At 68.9% G+C, this 16,367-nt stretch carries 11 protein-coding genes; 5 read left to right on the top strand and 6 right to left on the bottom strand.

All coding sequences use genetic code 11. The annotated features are described in order from the left end of the window. The first annotated feature begins 53 nt into the window (after positions 1-53). The gene (locus AB0N14_RS03985) at positions 54-3,953 is read left to right on the top strand and encodes a DNA-directed RNA polymerase subunit beta' (RefSeq protein ID WP_366024110.1); all 3,900 of its coding nucleotides are present in this window, start codon (positions 54-56) and stop codon (positions 3,951-3,953) included. A gap of 67 nt (positions 3,954-4,020) precedes the next feature. On the opposite strand, the gene AB0N14_RS03980 is transcribed toward AB0N14_RS03985, so the two are convergent. From AB0N14_RS03980 to AB0N14_RS03955, 6 genes are all read right to left on the bottom strand, one after another. Further along, positions 4,021-4,989, bottom strand: coding sequence for a M48 family metalloprotease (locus AB0N14_RS03980; RefSeq protein WP_366024109.1), 969 nt, complete (start codon positions 4,987-4,989; stop codon positions 4,021-4,023). A gap of 613 nt (positions 4,990-5,602) precedes the next feature. Then, a complete protein-coding gene (locus AB0N14_RS03975) occupies positions 5,603-6,127 on the bottom strand; it encodes a Pycsar system effector family protein (RefSeq protein WP_366024108.1) in 525 nt (174 codons plus the stop codon). Next, positions 6,124-7,287, bottom strand: a complete 1,164-nt coding sequence (locus tag AB0N14_RS03970) for a PE-PGRS family protein (protein ID WP_366024107.1) — start codon at positions 7,285-7,287, stop codon at positions 6,124-6,126. Before AB0N14_RS03970 ends, AB0N14_RS03975 begins: the two co-directional genes overlap by 4 nt. Positions 7,288-7,310: 23 nt before the next feature. Beyond that, on the bottom strand, positions 7,311-9,431 hold the full coding sequence (locus tag AB0N14_RS03965) for a hypothetical protein (protein WP_366024106.1): 2,121 nt from the start codon (positions 9,429-9,431) through the stop codon (positions 7,311-7,313). Then, positions 9,428-10,279, bottom strand: coding sequence for a hypothetical protein (locus AB0N14_RS03960; RefSeq protein ID WP_366024105.1), 852 nt, complete (start codon positions 10,277-10,279; stop codon positions 9,428-9,430). Before AB0N14_RS03960 ends, AB0N14_RS03965 begins: the two co-directional genes overlap by 4 nt. Before the next feature lie 411 nt (positions 10,280-10,690). Next, positions 10,691-11,401, bottom strand: coding sequence for a Crp/Fnr family transcriptional regulator (locus AB0N14_RS03955; RefSeq protein WP_366024104.1), 711 nt, complete (start codon positions 11,399-11,401; stop codon positions 10,691-10,693). A 441-nt stretch (positions 11,402-11,842) separates the two neighbouring features. Here AB0N14_RS03955 and rpsL point away from each other — a divergent pair, with 441 nt between their 5' ends. The 4 genes from rpsL to tuf all read left to right on the top strand — a co-directional run bounded on the left by rpsL (position 11,843) and on the right by tuf (position 16,201). Further along, positions 11,843-12,214 (top strand): 30S ribosomal protein S12, encoded by a 372-nt coding sequence (rpsL, locus tag AB0N14_RS03950; RefSeq protein ID WP_003948652.1) that lies wholly within the window; start codon positions 11,843-11,845, stop codon positions 12,212-12,214. Positions 12,215-12,216: 2 nt separating this feature from the next. Next, entirely contained in the window at positions 12,217-12,687 is a 471-nt protein-coding gene (gene rpsG, locus AB0N14_RS03945) for a 30S ribosomal protein S7 (RefSeq protein WP_009330725.1), read from the top strand. Positions 12,688-12,726: 39 nt separating this feature from the next. Next, on the top strand, positions 12,727-14,853 hold the full coding sequence (gene fusA, locus AB0N14_RS03940; RefSeq protein WP_366024103.1) for an elongation factor G: 2,127 nt from the start codon (positions 12,727-12,729) through the stop codon (positions 14,851-14,853). Between the two features lie 154 nt (positions 14,854-15,007). Further along, positions 15,008-16,201 carry an elongation factor Tu gene (gene tuf, locus AB0N14_RS03935; protein WP_103841183.1) on the top strand — a complete coding sequence of 398 codons (1,194 nt, stop codon included), beginning with the start codon at positions 15,008-15,010 and terminating at the stop codon, positions 16,199-16,201. Positions 16,202-16,367 lie beyond the last annotated feature (166 nt).

Genomic DNA, 16,367 nt, shown 5'->3' with positions numbered 1-16,367 from the left:
AGGCCCCCGTTTCAGACCAAAGACTTAACGACCCTGAGAGGGATTGACGCATAGTGCTCGACGTCAACTTCTTCGACGAGCTCCGGATCGGCCTGGCCACCGCTGACGACATCCGTCAGTGGAGCCACGGCGAGGTCAAGAAGCCCGAGACCATCAACTACCGCACCCTCAAGCCCGAGAAGGACGGCCTCTTCTGCGAGAAGATCTTCGGCCCCACCCGGGACTGGGAGTGCTACTGCGGCAAGTACAAGCGCGTCCGCTTCAAGGGCATCATCTGTGAGCGCTGTGGCGTCGAGGTCACCCGCGCCAAGGTGCGCCGTGAGCGGATGGGCCACATCGAGCTGGCCGCCCCCGTCACGCACATCTGGTACTTCAAGGGCGTCCCGTCGCGCCTGGGGTACCTGCTGGACCTCGCTCCGAAGGACCTGGAGAAGGTCATCTACTTCGCGGCGTACATGATCACGTACGTCGACGAGGAGCGCCGTCAGCGCGACCTGCCCTCGCTGGAGGCCCACGTCTCCGTCGAGCGCCAGCAGATCGAGCAGCGCCGCGACGCCGACCTGGAGGCCCGCGCCAAGAAGCTCGAGGCCGACCTGGCCGAGCTGGAGGCCGAGGGCGCCAAGGCCGACGTGCGCCGCAAGGTGCGTGAGGGTGCAGAGCGCGAGATGAAGCAGCTGCGCGACCGTGCGCAGCGCGAGATCGACCGCCTGGACGAGGTGTGGGCCCGGTTCAAGAACCTCAAGGTCCAGGACCTCGAGGGCGACGAACTGCTCTACCGCGAGCTGCGTGACCGCTTCGGCACGTACTTCGACGGCTCGATGGGTGCCGCGGCGCTGCAGAAGCGCCTGGAGTCCTTCGACCTCGAGGAGGAGGCCGAGAAGCTCCGCGAGATCATCCGTACCGGCAAGGGCCAGAAGAAGACCCGTGCCCTCAAGCGCCTGAAGGTCGTCTCCGCGTTCCTGCAGACGTCCAACAGCCCCAAGGGCATGGTCCTCGACTGCGTGCCGGTCATCCCGCCGGACCTGCGTCCGATGGTGCAGCTGGACGGTGGCCGCTTCGCGACCTCCGACCTGAACGACCTGTACCGCCGTGTCATCAACCGCAACAACCGTCTGAAGAGGCTCCTGGACCTCGGTGCCCCGGAGATCATCGTCAACAACGAGAAGCGCATGCTTCAGGAGGCTGTTGACGCCCTCTTCGACAACGGTCGTCGCGGCCGCCCGGTGACCGGTCCGGGTAACCGCCCGCTGAAGTCCCTCAGCGACATGCTGAAGGGCAAGCAGGGCCGCTTCCGTCAGAACCTGCTCGGTAAGCGTGTCGACTACTCGGCGCGTTCAGTGATCGTCGTCGGTCCGCAGCTGAAGCTGCACCAGTGCGGTCTGCCGAAGGCGATGGCGCTGGAGCTGTTCAAGCCGTTCGTGATGAAGCGCCTGGTCGACCTGAACCACGCGCAGAACATCAAGAGCGCCAAGCGCATGGTGGAGCGCGGCCGTACGGTCGTGTACGACGTCCTCGAAGAGGTCATCGCCGAGCACCCGGTTCTGCTGAACCGTGCTCCCACCCTGCACCGCCTCGGCATCCAGGCCTTCGAGCCGCAGCTGGTCGAGGGCAAGGCCATCCAGATCCACCCGCTCGTCTGCACCGCGTTCAACGCGGACTTCGACGGTGACCAGATGGCCGTGCACCTGCCGCTGTCCGCGGAGGCGCAGGCCGAGGCCCGCATCCTGATGCTGTCCTCGAACAACATCCTCAAGCCGGCCGACGGGCGTCCGGTGACGATGCCGACCCAGGACATGGTCCTCGGTCTGTTCTTCCTCACCACCGACGGCGAGATGCGCGACGTGAAGGGCGAGGGCCGCTCGTTCGCGTCCGTGGCCGAGGCGATCATGGCGTTCGACGCCGGCGAGCTCTCGCTGCAGGCGCGCGTGGACATCCGCTTCCCGGTGGGCACCATCCCGCCGCGCGGCTGGACCCCGCCGGTCCGCGAGGAGGGCGAGCCGGAGTGGCAGCAGGGTGACAGCTTCACGCTGAAGACCACGCTGGGCCGTGCGCTCTTCAACGAGCTGCTGCCCGAGGACTACCCGTTCGTCGACTACGAGGTCGGCAAGAAGCAGCTCTCCGAGATCGTCAACGACCTCGCCGAGCGCTACCCGAAGGTCGTCGTGGCGGCCACGCTCGACAACCTGAAGACGGCCGGCTTCTACTGGGCCACCCGTTCCGGTGTCACCGTCGCCATCTCCGACGTCGTCGTTCCCGAGGCGAAGAAGGAGATCGTCAAGGGCTACGAGGCGCAGGACGAGAAGGTCCAGAAGCAGTACGAGCGCGGTCTGATCACCAAGGACGAGCGCACCCAGGAACTGATCGCGATCTGGACCAAGGCGACCAACGAGGTCGCCGAGGCCATGAACGAGAACTTCCCGAAGACCAACCCGATCTTCATGATGGTGAACTCGGGTGCACGAGGCAACATGATGCAGATGCGTCAGATTGCCGGTATGCGTGGTCTGGTGTCGAACGCGAAGAACGAGACCATCCCGCGGCCCATCAAGGCGTCGTTCCGTGAGGGTCTGTCCGTGCTGGAGTACTTCATCTCCACGCACGGTGCCCGTAAGGGTCTCGCGGACACCGCTCTGCGTACCGCCGACTCGGGTTACCTGACCCGTCGTCTGGTGGACGTGTCGCAGGACGTCATCATCCGCGAGGAGGACTGCGGCACCGAGCGCGGCCTCAAGCTCCACATCGCGGAGCGCGGCGCCGACGGCGTGCTGCGCAAGGCGGACAACGTGGAGACGTCCGTGTACGCGCGCTGCCTCGCCGAGGACATCGTCGTCGACGGTCAGGTCCTGGCCCCGGCCGGCACCGACCTCGGTGACGTCCTCATCGAGGAGCTCGTGGCCCGCGGCGTCGAGGAGGTCAAGACCCGCTCGGTCCTGACCTGCGAGTCCGCCGTCGGCACCTGCGCCATGTGCTACGGCCGTTCGCTGGCCACCGGCAAGCTGGTCGACATCGGTGAGGCGGTCGGCATCATCGCCGCCCAGTCCATCGGTGAGCCCGGTACCCAGCTGACGATGCGTACCTTCCACACCGGTGGTGTGGCCGGTGACGACATCACCCAGGGTCTGCCGCGTGTCGTCGAGCTCTTCGAGGCCCGTACCCCGAAGGGTGTCGCCCCGATCTCCGAGGCGAGCGGCCGCGTTCGCATCGAGGAGACGGAGAAGACCAAGAAGATCGTCATCACCCCGGACGACGGCAGCGACGAGACGGCCTACCCGATCTCGAAGCGCGCCCGACTCCTGGTCAGCGAGGGCGAGCACGTCGAGGTGGGCCAGAAGCTCACCGTGGGTGCCACCAACCCGCACGACGTGTTGCGCATCCTGGGCCAGCGTGCCGTCCAGGTCCACCTGGTCGGCGAGGTCCAGAAGGTGTACAACTCGCAGGGTGTGTCGATCCACGACAAGCACATCGAGATCATCATCCGGCAGATGCTCCGCCGTGTGACGATCATCGAGTCCGGCGACGCCGAGCTGCTGCCCGGCGAGCTGGTCGAGCGCTCGAAGTTCGAGCAGGAGAACCGTCGTGTGGTCCAGGAGGGCGGTCACCCGGCCTCCGGTCGTCCGCAGCTCATGGGTATCACCAAGGCCTCGCTGGCGACCGAGTCCTGGCTGTCGGCGGCGTCCTTCCAGGAGACGACCAGGGTCCTCACGGACGCGGCGATCAACGCCAAGTCCGACTCCCTGATCGGCCTCAAGGAGAACGTCATCATCGGTAAGCTCATCCCGGCCGGTACGGGCCTCGCCCGCTACCGCAACATCCGGGTCGAGCCGACCGAGGAGGCCAAGGCCGCGATGTACTCGGCCGTGGGCTACGACGACATCGACTACTCGCCGTTCGGCACGGGCTCCGGCCAGGCCGTGCCGCTGGAGGACTACGACTACGGTCCGTACAACCAGTAAGCGAGCAGCATGAACCGAAGGGCGGTCACCCCGTGCGGGTGGCCGCCCTTCGGCGTCCCTGAGGTCGTCAGCGGCCGGCTGCCCCGACATACGGCTCGAGAGCACGCAGCCGCCTGTCCGTACCGGGGTGGGTGGAGAGCAGACGGGCCAGCGAGCCCGGCTCTTCGGGCCGCTCACCGGCTTCGGTTGCACGGGCTCTCGCGGCTTTTTCCTGTGCCCGGCGGTGCTGCAGGACGGCCACCATTCCGTCCGCCAGGCCGAGTGCCACCGCGTGCTCGTCGGCGCGGAGTTCGCCCTTGCGGTTGGTGTAGGCCAGGAAGTACGGGGCCACGATCAGCGAGAGGGTGATCGGCCAGTAGGCGAATGACACGATGATCACCAAGATGGCGAGCACGAGGCCGAGGACCACGGCCACCGCCGTGGAGATGCGGCTGGCGACGTAGACCGCGACGAAGCCCAGGACGGCGGCCACCTGCCAGGCGATCCGGCCGGGCAGCGAGTACCAGTAGCCGAGGAGTCCGGCCCAGGAGTGGCCGCCCGTGTGGTGGCCGAGTTCATGGGCGAGTACGGCGGCGAGGTGACTGCTGGGGATCTCGTTGAGGGCGTATGTGGTGACGCCGACGACGTGGCCGGCGACAGCCGTGGCGTTGAGTTCGTCGCTGGTCTCCACCATCAGTTCGTAGGTGTGGGCCTCTATGCCGGCGCGCGCGGTGACCTCGCGCCAGACGGGTTCCAGCCGGGCCCGCTCCTGCGGCTCGGGGGGCCGGAGCTTCAGGACCCGGCGGGCGAAGAACAGCTCGGTGGGCCGGTGGAAGACGAGGGCGCCCGACGCCAGCCAGACCGCCAGCACGAGCCAGCCGAGGGTACCGAGGACACTCACGGCAATCGTCCCCACGACGGCACAGCTCGCAAGGCAGCTCGGCACGTACATGATCAGCCGCCCGACAGCGGTGGCGTCGGCACCTCGCTGGTGGGCCGCCACGTGGACACGGGACCCGCGGTGCCGGTAGTCGAGGTCGTCGGACGCGTTCACCACGGGGGCAGTGGCAGGCTCCGCCGGGGGCGGGGCCGGCGGGAGGAGGGGAACGGGCGGGTGGGTCGACGTCTGCGGGTACGGCGGAGCCGCCGGCGGGTCCGGGTGGTACGGGGGTGGTGTCGCCGGGTGGGACGGGGGCAGGGGCGCCGGGTGGGACACGGAAGACGTGTCCGGGTACGACGGGGCTGTGACGGCTGGGTACCCCGGGGGCGTGGCCTGGGGAGGGGCCGGTGGGGCGAGTTCTGACGACCGAAGGTCCGTGACCTGTGGGTACGCCGGAGGAGAGGGAGCCTGATCCCCGGGCCCGGACATGTCCGACCCGGGGTAGGGGGGTGTGGGAGAGGGCGGCGGCGACACGGATGTCTCGGGGTACGCAGGTGGAGCCGCGGATGCGTCGGGGTGGCGCGCAGGTGTGGCTGATGCTTCGGGATGGCCCAGGACTGTGGCGGGGGTGCCGGGGTACTGGGGTGCTGCGGCTGGGGCTTCGAGGTACTGGGGTGCGGCTGCCGGGGTGTCGGGCGGGGCCGGGTTCGGGGGTGTGGGTTCCGGGTGGGGAGGTGGCGTGGCGGCGGGCTGGGTCATGGGAAGATCCCTCGCGTTCTGTTCGGGGACGTCAGCCGATGAGCAGGGCGGCGGGAAGCAGCACGGAACCGCCGCAGAAGGCGATCAGACCGGTGCGGATCCACTGGTGCTTGCGGGCGGCGATCCGGCTGGTCTCGGCGAGGGCCACCGCGAGGCCGGCGGCCGGGTCGAGTTCGGTTTCGGCGAGCGCCGTGGTCAACTGCCCCGCCCGAACGGCCTGCTGGATGTCGCCGAAGTAGCACAGAGGCCGACCGGGAGCCCAGGTTCCACGGCTGTACCTGGGGAGTACGGCCAGCAGCAGGGCGAACAGCGACAGCGCGAGCGCCGCTGCCCCGGCCCACCACAGGACGGTCCCGGCCGTCGACAGGGTGCCGGGCGACCAGTTCCGGCCGGCCAGCAGTCCGCTGAACACGCCTGCGGTCATGCCCAGGGCGGCCACCAGCACCGACGCCTTGCTGTCGGCGCGTGTGATCTCGGAGCGCAGTTCGGTCAGCAGCCGCTCGGCGGTCCGGACGCCCGGCGCGAGCGGCGCGTGCGTGGTGTCCGGGGCGGTCATGGCTGCTCCGCCGGAGAGGAGTCCCGCGGCGGCACTTCGGTGGGCGGGTGCGCGGGAGGCGGCGGCACGACCGGCACGACCGGCGCGGCCGGAACGGGCGGTTGCGGTGGAACGTGCGGTTGTCCGGGCATCGCCCCGGCGGGCTCCTGCCCGGTGTGCGACGGCGGCGCTGCCCCCGGACCCGCGGGCAGCGCCTCGCGCCCGTCCAGTACGGCCGACGTCTGCATCCGGAGATTCCTGACCGCCTGCAACGTGGACCGGAACGACTCGGCCTTCTGGTAGTCCTCCAGCGTGTTTCCGGCGAGCAGTTCCAACTGGCTCTCCACGGCCGCGAGCTGGTCCTTCTGGATGCTGCTGACGACGAGCCGGGTGTCCTCGGGGTGCTCGGCGAGATGGATGGCCCAGGCGGCGACGCCACCGTGCTGGAGCCAGTACTGGTAGAACTCGATCTTCTTGGCGATCAGCTCCTGCTGCTGCCGCTGACGCAGGGCCTCCAGCTCGTGCTCCTGCCGGGCCTGGCGCAGCCGGAACTCGTGCTCGGGGTCCAGCAGCTCGGACGCGTAGCGCAGGCTGCGCTGCCGGCGCCGATGGGCGAGCGCCTCGTCGTCGAGGCGGAGCCGCACCACACAGGTCACGGCCAGTCCGATGCCCGCCGCGAAGGCGCCCGCCTCGACGGCCTGCTGCACCGCCTCCTCCGCGGACGCGCTGTCCTCGATGGAGAAGCGGCGGCTCACCGGGCGGGCCAGCTGCTGGAGCTCCCGGGTGAGGCGCGCGGGCACGTCGCGCTCGCCACTGCGCACGTACGCCTCCGCGTCCACCACGCGCCAGGTCAGGTCGGCGGACACGCCGAAGGAGAAGGCGTCGTCGTTGCTGGGCAGCTCCAGCTCCAGCTGAACGGGATGGCTGCCGGTGTCCACCTCGTACACCGACGTGTAGCGCCGGGCCGTCGCGTCGGCCCGACTCGGCCGGTGCGGCGGGACGAACACGTCATACGTGCCCTTGGCGGTGACGAAGACCAGTGCGTGGTCGATCGCCGTGACCGGCCGACGGGCGGTGTAGTCGAACCGTGAGATGGGCCGCACGGTGAGTACGGGGTCGATCAGCGTGGTGTGCCGGTCGGCCTCTTGCTGCCACTCCGGCTGACGGCGGAAGTCCGCCATGGGTCAACTCCTCGTTCGGTGGTTCAGTGCGTGGGGGACGGGTGCAGCACGGTCAGCAGGCGTTCGGCGACCGGCGGACGCGGGCCGCCGTCCGCGGCGCAGAGCGTCTGCAGCTCATGGACCAGACGCTTGCGGTCGTCCGCCGTCACCACCAGCGCGGGCAGCAGCAGCTCCAGGGCCCGGGCGGCGTCCGGCCGCCGCTGGGCGACGTACACCCAGCACCGCAGCGCGTTCAGAGCGGGGCGCGTGTGGGTGCGGTCGCCGAGCGCGGTGCGCCAGAGCGTGGCCATGTCACGGGCGCTGTCCGCCTCGTACATGCCGGTCTCGGCGTACCACTCGACGAGCGCGTACTCCTCGTCGTTTTCGCAGGCGCGGACGAACGCGGCCAGCGCCAGGTCGCGGACCGCCGGGGTGTCCAGATAGAGCAGACGGACCAGCTCGCTGAGCATTTCGCCGCGGCGGGTCCCGGCGGACAGAAGCAGGGCGGTGGAGTCGACCAGGTTGTTGCGCTCCGCCGGGCTGCTGGCGTCGTCCCGGGCCCGTGCGGACAGCGAGGCGAGGGCGGTGCCGGCCAGGTCGGGCCGGAGGGGGGCGAGCAGCGCGAAGGCCCGGATCGCCGTCCAGCGGCGGCCCCCGTGACCGTCGGTGCACCACTGCCTGAGCAGCCGCAGGACCACCGGCGCCCCGAGGACCTGGGCGAGCGTGAGGGCATTGGCGGCGGTCACCCGCTGCCCGAAGGCGCGGGAGGTGGCCCAGCCGTCGATCAGCAGCGCCATCGCCGAGGGCAGGTCTGCGCGCGCGAGCAGCGCGGCCGCAGCGGCGGCCCGGGTCCGTACCACGGGGCGGCCGTCACGGGCGAGTTCCTTGAGCCAGGCGACGAGTGCGGGCCGGGCCGAGGGGTGGCCGTTCCACACCTCGGTGAGCAGCACGCGTGCGGTGCTCTCCTCCTTGAAGTACGCCGTGAACTGGGGGACCTGTCCCCAGTCGGTCGGCTCGTTGCGCATCTCGCCCTCGGCGCGGGCCAGTTGGAGGCGCTGCTCCGCGGCCGGACCGAACACCGGGATCTCCGGTGGCCGTTCCGGGAACTGCAGCCGCTGGAAGTGCATGAACAGCCTGTCCGCCAGTTCGGCGGCCAGAACATAAGGCGCCTGGTCGAAAACGGCCAGCGAGATCAGGAAGGCCTTGTCCCGCAGATCGGTGCCGCCGTCGCTCAGCCAGTCCCGGCACTGCTCCTCCACCGCGGCCGGCCCGAACCTCGCCAGCCGTGCTCGGGCCGGCTCGCTGCCGTCGTAGGCCGCCAGTTCCACGGCGAACCGGGCGGCCTCCGCCGGGCGGTGGTGCCCGCGGGCCAGGAAGGCGCGTACCGGGTCGAGGGCGAGCAGCGGTTCCGCACCGTCCGCGTCGTCTCGCGTGCCCGTGAGAGCGCGCAGGTGGGAGCGCAGGATCGCCGCCGTGTCCGGCGGCTGCCAGAGGCACGGGGTGACGCCGGGCAGGTGGGGAGTGCTCTCGGCCGTGACGACCAGATAGGCGTCGAGCTTCGCCAACTGGTCGCGGGTGGCGTAGAGATGGGTGTCGCGCAGGGGGCGGTTGCGGCTGACGGCGAGGTCTCGCAGGACGTGCCCGCCGGGGTGGGTGAGCCGGGTACTCAGGGCCGCGGGGCTGGTGTCGGAGTCCAGCGCGCGGACGGCCGGCACGCCCAGCCGGTGCAGCAGCATCAGCGCGGCCGCGTACCGGCCGGTGGCGTGGGCACCGGTCAGCACCAGCACCCGTTCCGTGCGCAGCCGCTCCAGGGCGGCCGCGAAGGCGGGACCCTCCACGAAGACCGCGGCGATGGCTTCGAGGTGCTCGCGCGGGATCTCCCCCGAGGCGTGCGGGGAATCTGCCGTACCGTGGTGGTGGATCTCCGTCCTGCCGCCCAGGTACACGTCCCCGGTGACCTGCCCGCCGGACACGCCGTGCTGGGCGCCGCCGACCAAACTGCCGCCGAAGGCCGCGGTCTGGCCGAGGATGAAACCCGGGGTGTGCGCGACGAGTTCGCGTTGGGCGGCCCGTGCCTCCTGACTCCGCTCCTCTGCCTCGTCGGTGTCCGGTGCGGCCACATGCTGCTCGTGCGACGAGGGCGTCTCGGGCGCGGTCACCGTCACGCCGGCTCACCCCCGTTGCCCAGGTGCACGTCCCCGGTGACCTGGCCGCCGGACACGCCGTGCTGGTCGCCGAAGACCTGGCTGCCGCCGAACGAGACGGAGCCGCCGTTTAAGTTGAAGACGACGCCTCCCTGCGCGGGCCGCTGCGGGGTGTCGCCGCCCCCGGGCACGCTTGCCTCGCCCGTGCGAGGCGCCTGCCCCGGCGCCGGGCGGTCCCCCGAGCCGCCACCCGGCACCGGGGCTTCCCCCACCCCCGTATCACTGTGGTCCTCGCCGCCCGGTACCGGCCCATACAGCCAGGCCCGCAGCGGTCCGTTCTTGCTGTCCACGATCACCGCGTGGAAGTCGGTGGCCGGAATCCCGGGGTGGTCGTGCCGCACGATCCCCGCGTGCACGCCCTCGGAGACGCACAGCGCGAAGTCGTCCGGACGCTCGCGCAGGGCCGCCCGCAGCAGCTGGGCGTCGAGGAGCCGGCAGGCGTGGTTGAGGTCGGAACCGACCCAGCCGCCGTGTCCGTCGACGGCGACGTAGCCCGTGGCGACGACGCCCCGCAGCCGGATCTGCGCCGAGTTCGACGCCATGCGGTTGACCGCCCGCAGCTGCGCCGGGACCTCGGTGAGCAGGGCCCGCAGCAGCGCCGTCACCGACGCGTTGGCGTCGATCAGCTCCATCACCGAGTCACCCCGGTCGGCACGCAGTCGCAGCGTCTCGTCGATGCCCGCGCTCTCCAGCGCACGGTCGGTGATGTCGTAGAGCATGCGCCGCAGATAGGCCTGTTCGACGTCGTCCCGGTCGCTGTACTTCTCGATGTCGAGCAGGAGGATCGTCCGGCTCACAGGGTCGGTCATGGTCGCCTTTCGCCAGGAGCTGCCGTACGGGGCAGCAGCTTGGCGGGGGCCGGGGCACCGCCGTGAGGGCGGATGACCCACTCGAAGTGTGACCGTGTGCACAGAGACGACGGATGACGGTGGGGGAGGAGACGGCTTTGGGGGCCGACGATCTGTTCATCCGGGGGTACCAGCGAAGCCGTGGTTCGGCTGGTGGTGACGATGGGGTGAGCGGAGTCGGCGTTCCGCAGTCGGTCGTCGTGGCCGAAGCCGGTGATGTGGCTGTCCGACTCGATGGCTGGGGGAGCCCGGTGGCTCGGCCGTAGGTCCTGGGTGGCCGAGTGGAGCCCGGTGGTTCAGCTGCCCACCGTGGCGGGTGAGCGAGAACCGGCCGCCGGTCGCTGTCGCCGCGGTCGAGCGGAAGCCGGCCACTCAGCCGCCTGTCGCCCGCGCGATCCGGCGTAAGACGTCCGGACGCATGATGACGAGCTCCCTCCGCCCGGTCGCCACAGCCCCCCGCTCCCGCAGTTCCTTCAGCAGGCGCTGCACCATCTCCCTGGAGGCGCCTACGGACCCGGCCAGTTCTTGCTTGCTCAGGGGGACGGACAGCTCGATGCCGTCGTCCGTGCGCCGTCCGTGGGTCCGCGCGAGATCGAGCAGCAGCGCCGCGAGTCGCTCCCGTACGCTCATCGACGCGAACTCCAGGCGGCGGCGGTCCGCGGCGCGGGTGCGGTCCGAGGTGAGGCCGAGCAGGGCGAAGGAGGCGGCGGGGGAGCGGGTGAGGAATTCGGTGAAGTGCTCCCGTTCGACTGCCACCGCCCGCACCGGCTCCAGGGCGGTCACCGTCGCGGACCGCGGACGGCCGGTAAGGGCGGCGGACTCGCCGATGATGTCGCCAGGCCCCCTGAGTGCGAGCAGGGCCTCGTACCCGTTGACGGCCGCTGCCGTCACCTTCGTCCAGCCGTGCGTGACCAACAGGACGTACGAGGACGGCTCGCTCTGGTGCAGCAGGACGACCCGGGGCGCGAAGGACAGCTCGTGGCCGAGAGCGAGCAGCGCCGAACGGTCCTCGCTTTCCAGACGGGCCAGAAAGGGCACCCGGTCGTCGAGCCCCCCGTCGCCCGGCAGGAGTGCAGCCGTCATGAATTCCCCCGTCCCCTCGATCGGCGCCGGCCGGACCCGCGCCTGCCGCTCGGCTCCCCTCGCGGCCGTGTCCGTACGGCAACCGATCAAGGTACCGAACAGCCCGTTGTCATGCCCATTGATCGCGAGAGATTCACGAGCGGGGGGAGGGACACGCCGACGATCGTGGTATCGGGAAAGGGGACAAGTCCGGCGTGTCGGAGCCCACTCCATTTGTTTTGACCGAAGTCCGTGCGGTAGGTACGCTCAGACCTTGTGCCTGGGGTGTGCCCTGGCTCTCGTGCGTGCCTTCACACCGCACCGGGAGCCGTGACCGGCCACCGTGATCTGCGCCCTTTTCGCCTCGCGGCGGGAATCTGCGGGATTCGACACACCCGACCGCGTGGGTCGGCGACGTTCCAGGTTAGCTGTACCCATCGGCACACAGAAACCGGAGAAGTAGTGCCTACGATCCAGCAGCTGGTCCGCAAGGGCCGGCAGGACAAGGTCGAGAAGAACAAGACGCCCGCACTCGAGGGTTCTCCTCAGCGCCGCGGCGTCTGCACGCGTGTGTTCACGACCACCCCGAAGAAGCCGAACTCGGCCCTCCGCAAGGTCGCGCGTGTGCGTCTGACCAGCGGCATCGAGGTCACCGCTTACATTCCGGGTGAGGGACACAACCTGCAGGAGCACTCCATCGTGCTCGTGCGCGGCGGCCGTGTGAAGGACCTGCCGGGTGTTCGCTACAAGATCATCCGTGGCTCCCTCGACACCCAGGGTGTCAAGAACCGCAAGCAGGCCCGCAGCCGTTACGGCGCCAAGAAGGAGAAGTAAGAATGCCTCGTAAGGGCCCCGCCCCGAAGCGTCCGGTCATCATCGACCCGGTCTACGGCTCCCCTCTGGTGACCTCCCTGATCAACAAGGTGCTGCTGAACGGCAAGCGCTCCACCGCCGAGCGCATCGTCTACGGCGCCATGGAGGGCCTGCGCGACAAGACCGGCAACGACCCGGTCATCACGCTCAAGCGCGCTCTCGAGAACATCAAGCCGACCCTCGAGGTCAAGTCCCGCCGTGTCGGTGGCGCCACCTACCAGGTCCCGGTCGAGGTCAAGCCCGGCCGTGCCAACACCCTGGCGCTGCGCTGGCTCGTGGGCTACTCCCGCGCCCGTCGCGAGAAGACCATGACCGAGCGTCTGCTGAACGAGCTCCTCGACGCGTCCAACGGCCTCGGCGCCGCTGTGAAGAAGCGCGAGGACACGCACAAGATGGCCGAGTCCAACAAGGCCTTCGCGCACTACCGCTGGTAGTCGCTACCCCATCGAGAACCGAGAGAAGACTGAAGCCTTATGGCTACCACTTCGCTTGACCTGGCCAGGGTGCGCAACATCGGCATCATGGCCCACATCGACGCGGGCAAGACGACCACCACCGAGCGGATCCTGTTCTACACCGGCGTTTCGTACAAGATCGGTGAGGTCCACGACGGCGCTGCCACCATGGACTGGATGGAGCAGGAGCAGGAGCGTGGCATCACGATCACCTCTGCTGCCACCACCTGTCACTGGCCGCTGGAGAACGTCGACCACACCATCAACATCATCGACACCCCGGGCCACGTCGACTTCACGGTCGAGGTGGAGCGCTCCCTGCGCGTGCTCGACGGTGCCGTGACGGTGTTCGACGGCGTTGCCGGCGTTGAGCCGCAGTCCGAGACGGTGTGGCGTCAGGCGGACCGCTACGGCGTCCCGCGTATCTGCTTCGTCAACAAGCTCGACCGCACCGGTGCCGAGTTCCACCGCTGCGTCGACATGATCAGCGACCGCCTGGGCGCGCAGCCGATCGTCATGCAGCTCCCGATCGGTGCCGAGGCCGACTTCAAGGGCGTCGTGGACCTGGTCCGCATGAAGGCGCTCGTGTGGTCCGCCGAGGCCACCAAGGGCGAGATGTACGACGTCGTCGACATCCCGGCCACGCACGCCGAGGCTGCCGAGGAGTACCGCGGCAAGCTGATCGAGGCCGTCGCCGAGAACGACGAAGAGATCATGGAGCTGTACCTGGAGGGCGAGGAGCCTTCCGAGGAGCAGCTGTACGCCGCGATCCGTCGTATCACCATCGCCTCCGGCAAGGGCACCGGCACCACCGTCACCCCGGTGTTCTGCGGTACCGCGTTCAAGAACAAGGGTGTCCAGCCCCTGCTCGACGCGGTCGTGCGCTACCTGCCGTCGCCGGTCGACATCGAGGCCATCGAGGGCCACGACGTCAAGGATCCGGAGACGGTCATCAAGCGCAAGCCCTCCGACGAGGAGCCGCTGTCCGCGCTGGCGTTCAAGATCATGAGCGACCCGCACCTGGGCAAGCTGACCTTCGTCCGCGTGTACTCCGGCCGCCTGGAGTCCGGCACCGCCGTGCTGAACTCCGTCAAGGGCCGCAAGGAGCGCATCGGCAAGATCTACCGCATGCACGCCAACAAGCGTGAGGAGATCGAGTCGGTGGGCGCCGGCGACATCGTCGCCGTCATGGGCCTGAAGCAGACCACCACCGGTGAGACGCTGTGCGACGAGAAGAACCCGGTGATCCTGGAGTCCATGGACTTCCCGGCGCCGGTCATCGAGGTCGCCATCGAGCCCAAGTCGAAGGGTGACCAGGAGAAGCTGGGTGTCGCCATCCAGCGTCTCGCGGAGGAGGACCCCTCCTTCCAGGTGCACACCAACGAGGAGACCGGCCAGACCGTCATCGGCGGTATGGGCGAGCTGCACCTCGAGGTGCTGGTCGACCGTATGCGCCGTGAGTTCAAGGTCGAGGCCAACGTCGGCAAGCCGCAGGTCGCGTACCGCGAGACCATTCGCCAGAAGGTCGACAAGGTCGAGTACACCCACAAGAAGCAGACGGGTGGCACCGGTCAGTTCGGTCGCGTCATCATCTCGGTCGAGCCGATCGAGAGCGGCGACATGTCGTACGAGTTCGTGAACCAGGTGACCGGTGGTCGTATCCCGAAGGAGTACATTCCTTCGGTCGACGCCGGCTGCCAGGAGGCGATGCAGTTCGGCATCCTCGCGGGCTACGAGATGACCGGCGTCCGCGTCACCCTGCTCGACGGTGCCTACCACGAGGTCGACTCCTCCGAGCTCGCTTTCAAGATCGCCGGTTCGCAGGCCTTCAAGGAGGCCGCGCGCAAGGCCAAGCCCGTGCTGCTCGAGCCGATGATGGCCGTCGAGGTCACCACGCCCGAGGACTACATGGGCGAGGTCATCGGTGACATCAACTCCCGCCGTGGCCAGATCCAGGCCATGGAGGAGCGTGCCGGCGCCCGTGTCGTGAAGGGCCTGGTTCCGCTGTCGGAGATGTTCGGCTACGTCGGCGACCTCCGCAGCAAGACGTCGGGTCGCGCGAGCTACTCGATGCAGTTCGACTCCTACGCCGAGGTTCCGCGGAACGTCGCCGAGGAGATCATCGCGAAGGCCAAGGGCGAGTAACGCACCCCGTTCACACGCTTTAGGCTTGACACCGACCGCCGGGGTTTCAAACCCCCGTTTCACCCGGGTGGGGACCCCGGCGGCCGGCACCCCAGCAAAGATCACCTGGCGCCGATGAGTAAGGCGTACAGAACCACTCCACAGGAGGACCCCAGTGGCGAAGGCGAAGTTCGAGCGGACTAAGCCGCACGTCAACATCGGCACCATCGGTCACATCGACCACGGTAAGACGACCCTCACGGCCGCCATTACCAAGGTGCTGCACGACGCGTACCCGGACCTGAACGAGGCCACCCCGTTCGACAACATCGACAAGGCGCCCGAGGAGCGCCAGCGCGGTATCACCATCTCCATCGCGCACGTCGAGTACCAGACCGAGTCGCGTCACTACGCCCACGTCGACTGCCCGGGTCACGCGGACTACATCAAGAACATGATCACCGGTGCGGCGCAGATGGACGGCGCCATCCTGGTGGTCGCCGCCACCGACGGCCCGATGCCGCAGACCAAGGAGCACGTGCTCCTGGCCCGCCAGGTCGGCGTGCCGTACATCGTTGTCGCCCTGAACAAGGCCGACATGGTGGACGACGAGGAGATCCTGGAGCTCGTCGAGCTCGAGGTCCGTGAGCTCCTCACCGAGTACGAGTTCCCGGGCGACGACGTTCCGGTCGTCCAGGTCTCCGCTCTGAAGGCGCTCGAGGGCGACCCGAAGTGGACCCAGTCGGTCCTGGACCTCATGAACGCCGTCGACACCTCCATCCCGGAGCCCGAGCGTGACGTCGACAAGCCGTTCCTGATGCCGATCGAGGACGTCTTCACGATCACCGGTCGTGGTACGGTCGTCACCGGCCGTATCGAGCGCGGTGTCCTGAAGGTCAACGAGACCGTCGACATCATCGGCATCAAGCCGGAGAAGACCTCCACCACGGTCACCGGCATCGAGATGTTCCGCAAGCTGCTCGACGAGGGCCAGGCCGGTGAGAACGTCGGTCTGCTGCTTCGCGGCATCAAGCGCGAGGACGTCGAGCGCGGCCAGGTCATCATCAAGCCGGGCTCGGTCACCCCGCACACCGAGTTCGAGGCGCAGGCCTACATCCTGTCCAAGGACGAGGGTGGCCGCCACACGCCGTTCTTCAACAACTACCGCCCGCAGTTCTACTTCCGTACGACGGACGTGACCGGCGTCGTGACCCTCCCCGAGGGCACCGAGATGGTCATGCCGGGTGACAACACCGAGATGAAGGTGGAGCTCATCCAGCCCGTCGCCATGGAGGAGGGCCTCAAGTTCGCCATCCGTGAGGGTGGTCGGACCGTGGGCGCCGGCCAGGTCACCAAGATCGTCAAGTAAGTTCCGCTTGCTTGAGGGTCTGACCCCCTGGGTCAGCTGACCTGAAGAGGCCCGCACGACTTCGGTCGTGTGGGCCTCTTCGCGTTGTTCCACACCCGGCACCCTTGTGTTCTCGCTCCTCGTCTTCGCGTCGATGGTGCCCTGGCCGAGCTGATCCCCGAGGCTG

The sequence above is a fragment of the Streptomyces sp. NPDC051104 genome (genome assembly GCF_040682835.1).
GTDB classification, from domain to species: Bacteria; Actinomycetota; Actinomycetes; order Streptomycetales; family Streptomycetaceae; genus Streptomyces; species Streptomyces cynarae.
Note: the sequence above shows the minus strand (reverse complement) of the source record. Positions and strands in the feature narration are given on the sequence as shown.

Bases quoted from the DNA above. Each gene is read 5' to 3' on its own strand.
- AB0N14_RS03975 (WP_366024108.1), bottom strand. From the start codon at position 6,127: ATGACCGCCCCGGACACCACGCACGCGCCGCTCGCGCCGGGCGTCCGG.
- AB0N14_RS03970 (WP_366024107.1), bottom strand. From the start codon at position 7,287: ATGGCGGACTTCCGCCGTCAGCCGGAGTGGCAGCAAGAGGCCGACCGG.
- AB0N14_RS03960 (WP_366024105.1), bottom strand. From the start codon at position 10,279: ATGACCGACCCTGTGAGCCGGACGATCCTCCTGCTCGACATCGAGAAG.
- AB0N14_RS03955 (WP_366024104.1), bottom strand. From the start codon at position 11,401: ATGACGGCTGCACTCCTGCCGGGCGACGGGGGGCTCGACGACCGGGTG.
- rpsG (WP_009330725.1), top strand. From the start codon at position 12,217: ATGCCTCGTAAGGGCCCCGCCCCGAAGCGTCCGGTCATCATCGACCCG.
- fusA (WP_366024103.1), top strand. From the start codon at position 12,727: ATGGCTACCACTTCGCTTGACCTGGCCAGGGTGCGCAACATCGGCATC.